The 396-nt window shown below is 63.4% G+C and carries 1 protein-coding gene; it reads right to left on the bottom strand.

Translation table 11 applies throughout. The features are described 5' to 3' along the window. On the bottom strand, positions 1-396 hold a 396-nt coding region (locus tag IL252_RS17475), incomplete at both ends, for a BGTF surface domain-containing protein (RefSeq protein WP_342766468.1).

Genomic DNA, 396 nt, shown 5'->3' with positions numbered 1-396 from the left:
GCTGTGCGCTGTCGACGACGACTTCGCTACCGTCGGACTCCTGATCGCTGATGCTCACCGTCGCCGTGTCGGCTTCGATGATGCGACCGTCTTCCTCGTCGCTGAAGTCGGAGTCACCGTCGACGTCCAGCGTCTGGACGGTGAAGTTCGTTCCAGCGGAGTAGTCGCTGAAGTCGGCCGTGGCGGTGTACGTACCGTCAGTGGCGACGTCAATTTCCGGACGGATGACGAACGGGTTCGCGTCGCTCTCGGACTCCATCTCGACTTCGAGCTCGGAGCCAGGTGCGACGTTCGTCTCACCGGTCACTTCCTGACCAGCGGCGGCCGAGACCGTAACGACGCCGCTGTCGTCAAGGTCCAGTGTGGCGTCGCGCTCGGACGTGGTGTAGATCGCAC

Origin of the sequence: Halomicrobium sp. IBSBa, from assembly GCF_017612575.1 — an archaeon.
In the GTDB taxonomy this organism is placed as follows: domain Archaea; phylum Halobacteriota; class Halobacteria; order Halobacteriales; family Haloarculaceae; genus Halomicrobium.
Note: the sequence above shows the minus strand (reverse complement) of the source record. Positions and strands in the feature narration are given on the sequence as shown.